This window comes from Acinetobacter sp. YH12072 (genome assembly GCF_013419565.1).
In the GTDB taxonomy this organism is placed as follows: Bacteria; Pseudomonadota; Gammaproteobacteria; order Pseudomonadales; family Moraxellaceae; genus Acinetobacter.
On record NZ_VOZV01000033.1, the window covers coordinates 23986 to 31339 of the forward strand.

Genomic DNA, 7354 nt, shown 5'->3' on the forward strand with positions numbered 1-7354 from the left:
ATGTCTATCCTAAGTTGGGACGATTTCGAAGATGATTCGCAAAAACCGGCTGCACCTGAACAGCAGCCTACGCCCGTCGAGCCGAAAAAAACGGCTAATCCGCAGATGGTATCTGATGCAAGCAACACATCGTCGAATGTGGCAGCTGCACAACCCGCTGCAGCCCCTCGAAGCGCAGGATCAAATTCAACCGATTCACTGGCAAGAGCATCTGCTTCCCTAGACCAACTGGACGTTGCGCCTGGTCTTGAAGAACTTGAGATGGGCGCACAGCGTGTACAGGTTGATGATAAACGTATGATCAACTGCCGTGCTGACTTGAACCAGTTAGTGCCATTCAAATACGAATGGGCTTGGCAGAAATATCTGGATGGTTGTGCGAACCACTGGATGCCTCAAGAAATCAACATGAACCACGACATCGCGTTGTGGAAGTCTGAAAATGGCTTGACTGAAGATGAACGTACCATCGTGATGCGTTCACTTGGTTTCTTCTCTACTGCGGATTCACTAGTAGCAAACAATCTGGTATTGGCGATCTACCGTCACATCACCAACCCTGAATGCCGTCAGTACATCCTGCGTCAGTCATTTGAAGAAGCGATTCATACGCATGCTTACCAGTACTGTATCGAGTCTTTAGGTATGGACGAAGGTGAAGTCTTCAACATGTACCGCGAAGTCCCATCAGTTGCACGTAAAGCGGCTTGGGGCTTGAAATATACACAATCTCTAAGTGATCCTACTTTCAAAACCGGTACACCAGAAAACGACCAGATCTTGCTTCGCAACCTGATCGCATTCTACTGTGTACTTGAAGGTATCTTCTTCTACTGCGGTTTCACCCAAATTCTGTCTATGGGTCGTCGTAACAAGATGAATGGTGTTGCTGAGCAATTCCAGTACATCCTGCGTGATGAATCTATGCACCTGAACTTCGGTATTGATATGATCAACCAGATCAAGATCGAGAACCCACATCTGTGGACTGCTGAATTCCAGCAAGAAGTGATTCAGATGATCCTTGAAGGCACCATGCTTGAAATCGAATATGCACGTGACACGATGCCACGCGGTGTATTGGGCATGAATGCCGGTATGATGGAAGAATACCTGAAATTTATCTGTAACCGTCGCTTGAGCCAGTTAGGCTTGCCTGAACAGTTTACTGGTGTGAACAATCCATTCCAGTGGATGTCAGAAATGATGGATCTACGTAAAGAGAAGAACTTCTTCGAAACTCGCGTAACAGATTATCAAACTGGTGGCGCGTTAAGCTGGTAAGAAATATCACATAATATATAAAGTATTATGATCAAAAAAAACCGCCAAAATGGCGGTTTTTTTATTGGATGAATGCTTAACTTACTTCATCTTTTCAACGATTTGTTCAGCTTTTTTCAGATGTGTCGCTACCGCAGTACGGGTGTGCGTCAACATGCTTTTTAATTCCGCATTTTTCGCATTTGGAATCAATTGTGTATCCAAAGTGTTCAGGGCTTTACGATGTACTTCAACCTGACTCATCATATAGTCTTTATCGGCTGCAGATGGCTTGCTCAGGTCAGTAACAATCTTGTCACTATCGCTTTGCAATGCCGTACTGAGACTGCTTGCTTGAGGAGTTAATTTTAAACGGTCTGCCAGAGCCTGGCCTTTTTTCTCGTTCGCTGTATGTTCGCTAATCATCATTTGCGCATACTTACGTGCGTCATCTGTTTTAAGCTTAGGCAAGGCTGTTTTTGCCTGTTTGATTTCACCGTTATTGACCGTACTTACAACCTTAATCACTTGGCTCTCAGTTAAATTCATTCGGCTGTCATTTGATGCTTTAGAATTTGCTTGAGCAGCAGTTGAAGATTGCTGATTCATTGCCATTGTTTGACCAGCAGTGAATAGCAATACACCACTCATCGCAACGCAGTTAATCATCTTCTTCATTAGAATAGCTTTCATCATGACACCCTTTAATGTTTTATTAATTAAAATTGCCTTTATAAAATAGGTGAATTCACTTAAAAACAGTTTAATGTTTAAGTTGTTTTATGAGATCAATATATAAGCATTTATTAACTTAAGCAAAGTCTGTTGGGGATTAGTTTCTTATTCAAACTCTACGTAAAAATTCGCAATATATTCATATTGAATAAAATACTAAAATTAATTAAGTCATTGATTTAAATTATTTTTATAAATATTGGTATATTTTTAGCTTTATTAAATTTATTTCAGTTTTTCTTCCCTTGAATCATTTCTTATTATTCAACAAATTAAGAAAATCTAAATTTAACTAAATTATTTGTTATCGGCTAAATCAACTTCTTATTAATCAGAACTTCTAGCTTTAGATAGTGAAAATTTATTACCTAAATATTTTTATAAAAGCTTGATCTCAAAATAAATTTCCTATGCTACTATCGGCCATATATGAATAATATTTATACAAATCCATAATAGCCAGAAGATAAATAGAGAGGGCTTATGAAAGGTTCCATCCTGGATTTTTCTATTCAAGATAATACGGGTTTTATCACAGGGGATGATAACAACCGCTACAGTTTTAGCGGTGCAGACTGGCGTGGACAACGCCCTCCTTCACGCGGTGACCGGGTTGATTTTATTGTTAACTCAACCGGTCAGGCAGCAGATATTTATCTGGCTTTGGGAAACTCGATTCATCTGGGAGAAAGCATTAGCAATCAGATTAATAAATATTCCAATCTGGATCAGGCTGAAGAGAATTACAGCAGTATCGACTGGTTTGTAAAATGTCTAACCAATTATGCAAACTTTTCAGGTCGTGCACGCCGTAAAGAATTTTGGTTCTTTATGCTGTTTTGTGTAATTTTAAGCATTATTAGTGAAGCCATTGATGCAGTTTTAGGCACCAAACCTTTGGTGAATGGCCTGCTAAATTTAGCGCTTCTGCTCCCAAGTCTGGCTGTAGGGGCACGTCGCTTGCATGACATTGGACGCTCTGGATGGTGGCAATTGCTTGTACTGACAGGGATAGGAGCCATTTTACTCATTATCTGGTGGGCAAGTGATACCAAAAAAGAAAATAATGAATATGGTGCTCCTGCCAAGTAATGGAACATTACATATCCCGTCTTGATACGGGATATGTTTATAGATTATTTAATTTAATATCAAAGCAATACGTAGGCAATTCATGCTGCAAGATCAGTTATCCAAACTTCCCAATGCAATATGGGTGCAAATTTATAAAGATAAAATGCAACTGATGGACAATGAGGGCACGATTGTGCAAACAATGGTCCCTCCCGTTCCCTATGCGCATGAACGCAGCATCATTGCCGACTTTAATGCTGCCTCAGACACCCTAAAACAGCTGGTATCTACTTCAATTGTTCAAAAACTTTGGGGCTCTACAACGCTGCTGCAAGTTATGGATATGCCTGAAGAGGGTCTGACAGCTCTTGAACAGCGTGCCCTGCTAGAATTAGGTTATGAAAATAGTGCACAAAAGGTGATTCTGTATGATCCCGCAGGTCAGGAAATTACGAAAGCGAGCTTAAGCACCACTTATCCTAAAACCAATCTAAAAATCTTTCTGGTTATCTTAATTGTCGTCATTGCTGCTTCTATCTGGTTTTTAACACTTTAAATGCCATATAAAATTAAAAAACCCCGCATTAAGCGGGATTTTTTAATTGAAGTTCAATGACATCATAAATTTTTATGAATAATCCATTTTAAAAACTTCTGATTAGATTGGATTATATTTAATGATGTCATCCAGCTGTAAAGTTGCACTGTCTACATTCTGTAATATCAGCAAATCAGCGCGTGCAAAGGTGGTATTGGTATCGGAACCATCACGATCGATCGTCACGACTGTATCATCTCCACGTTGTTCGAGCGTGATATAGTTCCCCAGATTTGACGCATCTACTGCCTGATCACTTAATAATGCAGATACATCGATGGTGTCACCTTCAACTGCATTGAAGTCAGTCCAGGTATATGTACCATTGCCGCCAGTTGCATCAGCATTATTTAGTAAATAATAGATCGCTGTATCTGCTCCTGCACCACCTGTCAGGATGTCATCACCTGCACCACCCTGTAACAGGTTATCTGCTGGATCGTCGGCATAGTTAAGAATCTGGTTTACCTGATCAATATTGATCACCAGATTTGCTGAAGCACTTTCCTGATCGGCCTGTCCCGCATTACGCGTTACCGTATATTCAAATACCTCACTGAGTAATGGGCCCTGTCCTACTGCACTATTGTATTCATAACTGAAATTACCATTTTCATAGAGTTTGAGCTCACCATACGTCCCTTCGGTAATGGTAAAGTTACCTCCCTCATCACTTAAATCGAAAGTTACTGGCTGCCCATTAATCTCAGTTAATACGCCACCCGCCCAATTATCCGCTTGTGTGCCGTCGGCTGAAGTTTCCTGAATATTGCCTGTTGCACGGTAGATTTCTCCATTGACTTCGTAGACTTCAGCAGTGGTTCCACCAAATAGCGTTAATGGATTACTTAAGGCTTCTTGAGCGATCAGGTCTATTAAGCCATCAACAGCTGGTAAAACATCATCCAGCCCTAAAGTACTTAGCAATGTATTTAATGATCCGAGCAAGGTATTTAAACCAGTCGTTAGGCCAGTTTCTTCAAGCACGGTATCTAGCAAAATATCGCTAACTAGTGGTTCAACCAGGTTATCGAATAATGCCTGGCCTGCACCATCTACCCCTTCTAAAATTCCATTTAGAAGCGCATCTAATGCTGTACCCAATCCTAAAGTAGTTAATAGGAATCCTAATGCCCCGCCTCCATTTCCTGCAAGTAAACTCCCTACGGAGGTATTGTATACATCACCTAATATTGGGCGAACTAGTATGTTATCCAGAGCCAATGACAAGACTGAATCAACTGCTGTGGTTAAAGTATTTATAATTGGTACAGAAGAACCTGTAGTTAAATCCAATAACTCACGAAGTGTCAATTGCTCCAGAATTCCACGAGGATCAGCGTTTTGGCCAGTCAAGGTAGCTTCGAGTAAACCTAATACAGTATCTGACACCAGATTGTTAACCGTGTTATCGCCTAAATTCGCTAAATCTATAGTGGTCAGGATATCTGCTAATTGTGAAGAATCACCATATACCGAGACTTCATAGGTTCCAGCAGGCAAGTCATTAATATCCAGTCTCAATCCTTGAGCATCTGCTACTCCACCCAGCAGCTCCAGTCCCAATGCACCAGCAACTAAGCCGCCTTGACTGGTATTTGCTGAAGCGACCTCAAATTCTTCGCCAGTGGTTGTATTACGTACCACGAAAGTAAAGGCATTCGCCAAGCTAACCAGATTTTCTTGCTGTACTGCAATCACCACGCTAGAAATATTTTCCTCAATCGTAAAATCGACCACGGCAACTTCCGAAGTGCCATTGAGCACGTCGATACCACTACTATCACTATATGTTTCCAATACAGTTGCATCTTGTGATCCTTCCAAAATTGCGGACACATTATCATCGGCAAGATTCAGTAAACGTTCTGAATTATTTACAACTCCATTTGGTAGATCCGCTGTAGTAAAGCTTGCCGCATCGTTCCCTGCCAAGTCCTGAATGGCATTCTCATCATTCCGAGCAGTTGGATCGATATATTCCACACTGACAGCCTGACCTGCTGCAATCACCGGACTGGTAATCAGCGTTAAGGTATTTCCATCGGCAACAATATTAATTACATCGACTGTAGTTTGATCTGGTGCGGTACCCACTGTAACGACCAGACTATCTAAAGGAGGTAAATTATCTGCATCCAGTGCTTCATTAAAACTAAGCTCGATATTGCCATTGGCATTAACTTCCGCAGCTAAAAGTACGGGGCCACTAATTGATCCTAGACAGTATCGTGGACAACCAGCCCCTCTAAACTTTTAATATATTTCTGTTCAAAGGCTTCTGGACTTAACCAGCCGTTTGCAGAATGTCTTCTGACTCGATTGTAATAAATTTCAATATAGTCAAACAAGACAGCATTCGCTTCTTTTCGAGTCGAAAACACACTGCCATGTACCACATGACCTTTTAATGTATGAAAGAAGCTTTCAGTCACTGCATTATCCCAACAGTTTCCACGTCTAGACATACTCTGAGTACAATCATTTTTCAGTAACAGCGCTCTAAAATCACGACTACAGTACTGTGAGCCTTGGTCCGAATGAACCATAACACCAGTTGGATAACCCTGACGAGCCATTGCATAGTTAAACGTATCACACACCAACTGGCGGTCTATTCGATGGCTGGTTTGCCACCCCACGATACGACGGCTAAATAAATCTAGCATCACACATAAATACAACCAACCTTCTTTAGTGCGGATATAGGTAATGTCTGTTGTCCAGACTTTATTAGGCTGAGTAGCTGTAAATTGGCGATCCAACAAGTTGGGTGCTGTAGGCAAACGATGGGTTGAATCAGTCGTATGCTTGTATTTACGTGCAATCCTGCTACGTAAACCAAGCTTTTTTAGGATCCTTCCAATAGTACGTTCGCTCATGTTGTAACCTAAATCATGCATGTCATGTACTAATGAAGGTGCACCCAATCGTGCATGATGCTGCCAATATACGGCTTTTAAGTCATTATATTTCTGTGCCGTATTGGCTTGATGTTTTCGCCAGGTATAATAGCCTGAAGTGCTGACACCCAGGCATTTACAGGCAGAAGATACGGTGACTTCATTCATATCTAGATCTTGAATTACCGTGTACTTTTCTTGGCATGATCTGTTAGAAAGTACACATGCGCTTTTTTTAAGATGTCATTGGCTTCCTTGAGCTGTTTGACTTCTTTCTCTAATTCCACGATCCGCTGTTGTTCTGGTGAAAGTTGACGTTTGCTTGAACCTGCCGGATTGGTTTCACGAATCCATTTATCTAATGTTGAATAACCCACACCTAATTTCTGGGCGATTGCAGCTACAGACTCGTGTGAGTTTGAAAGTGCATAATCAATCGCTTGCTGTTTAAATTCGGGACTAAAACGTTTAGCCATTTCTTGAATCTCCAAAGATTAAAGTTACGTTATCTTTAGAGGCACGTGCTGTCCATTATTTTGTCTAGGATCATCCCGATGTTTAATAGTACCGAATTATTTTGCGTAATTGATGATTTCTTTCTTAAATTTGAAGCAACCTACTGGAATTTCCTTAAACAAAGTCGTCGTTTCTCCGGAGTCCGAACCGCTCACTTGAGTATCTCAGAAATCACTTTTATCGCGATCTGGTATAAATGTTCTCATTTCACTAATTTCAAAGCATTTTTCACATGGTTGAAACAGGATAAAAATCATTTATTTAA

The 7354-nt window shown here is 40.9% G+C and carries 6 protein-coding genes and 1 pseudogene; 4 read left to right on the forward strand and 3 right to left on the reverse strand.

The window, feature by feature from the left end:
* Positions 1 to 1284 (forward strand): ribonucleotide-diphosphate reductase subunit beta, encoded by a 1284-nt coding sequence (locus FTU19_RS13050; protein WP_004785102.1) that lies wholly within the window; start codon positions 1 to 3, stop codon positions 1282 to 1284.
* An 81-nt stretch (positions 1285 to 1365) separates the two neighbouring features.
* Here the strand turns inward: FTU19_RS13050 and FTU19_RS13055 are convergent, their stop codons facing one another.
* On the reverse strand, positions 1366 to 1956 hold the full coding sequence (locus FTU19_RS13055) for a DUF4142 domain-containing protein (RefSeq protein ID WP_180131510.1): 591 nt from the start codon (positions 1954 to 1956) through the stop codon (positions 1366 to 1368).
* A 525-nt stretch (positions 1957 to 2481) separates the two neighbouring features.
* Here FTU19_RS13055 and FTU19_RS13060 point away from each other — a divergent pair.
* Both FTU19_RS13060 and FTU19_RS13065 read left to right on the forward strand, forming a co-directional pair.
* Positions 2482 to 3090, forward strand: a complete 609-nt coding sequence (locus FTU19_RS13060; RefSeq protein ID WP_159124294.1) for a DUF805 domain-containing protein — start codon at positions 2482 to 2484, stop codon at positions 3088 to 3090.
* A gap of 82 nt (positions 3091 to 3172) precedes the next feature.
* Positions 3173 to 3628, forward strand: coding sequence for a hypothetical protein (locus tag FTU19_RS13065; protein ID WP_034706330.1), 456 nt, complete (start codon positions 3173 to 3175; stop codon positions 3626 to 3628).
* Positions 3629 to 3730: 102 nt separating this feature from the next.
* On the opposite strand, the gene FTU19_RS16445 is transcribed toward FTU19_RS13065, so the two are convergent.
* Together FTU19_RS16445 and FTU19_RS13075 are read right to left on the reverse strand one after the other, a co-directional pair.
* Entirely contained in the window at positions 3731 to 5884 is a 2154-nt protein-coding gene (locus FTU19_RS16445) for a type I secretion C-terminal target domain-containing protein (RefSeq protein WP_373684972.1), read from the reverse strand.
* Between the two features lie 5 nt (positions 5885 to 5889).
* Positions 5890 to 7049 (reverse strand): IS3 family transposase gene (locus FTU19_RS13075; RefSeq protein ID WP_179993407.1). Its coding sequence is split into 2 segments (ribosomal slippage): positions 5890 to 6815 and positions 6815 to 7049, totalling 1161 coding nucleotides; the frame shifts between segments, so codons are not numbered across the junction.
* A gap of 78 nt (positions 7050 to 7127) precedes the next feature.
* Here FTU19_RS13075 and FTU19_RS13080 point away from each other — a divergent pair.
* Positions 7128 to 7354: pseudogene (locus FTU19_RS13080) on the forward strand (IS982 family transposase); the annotation flags it as partial.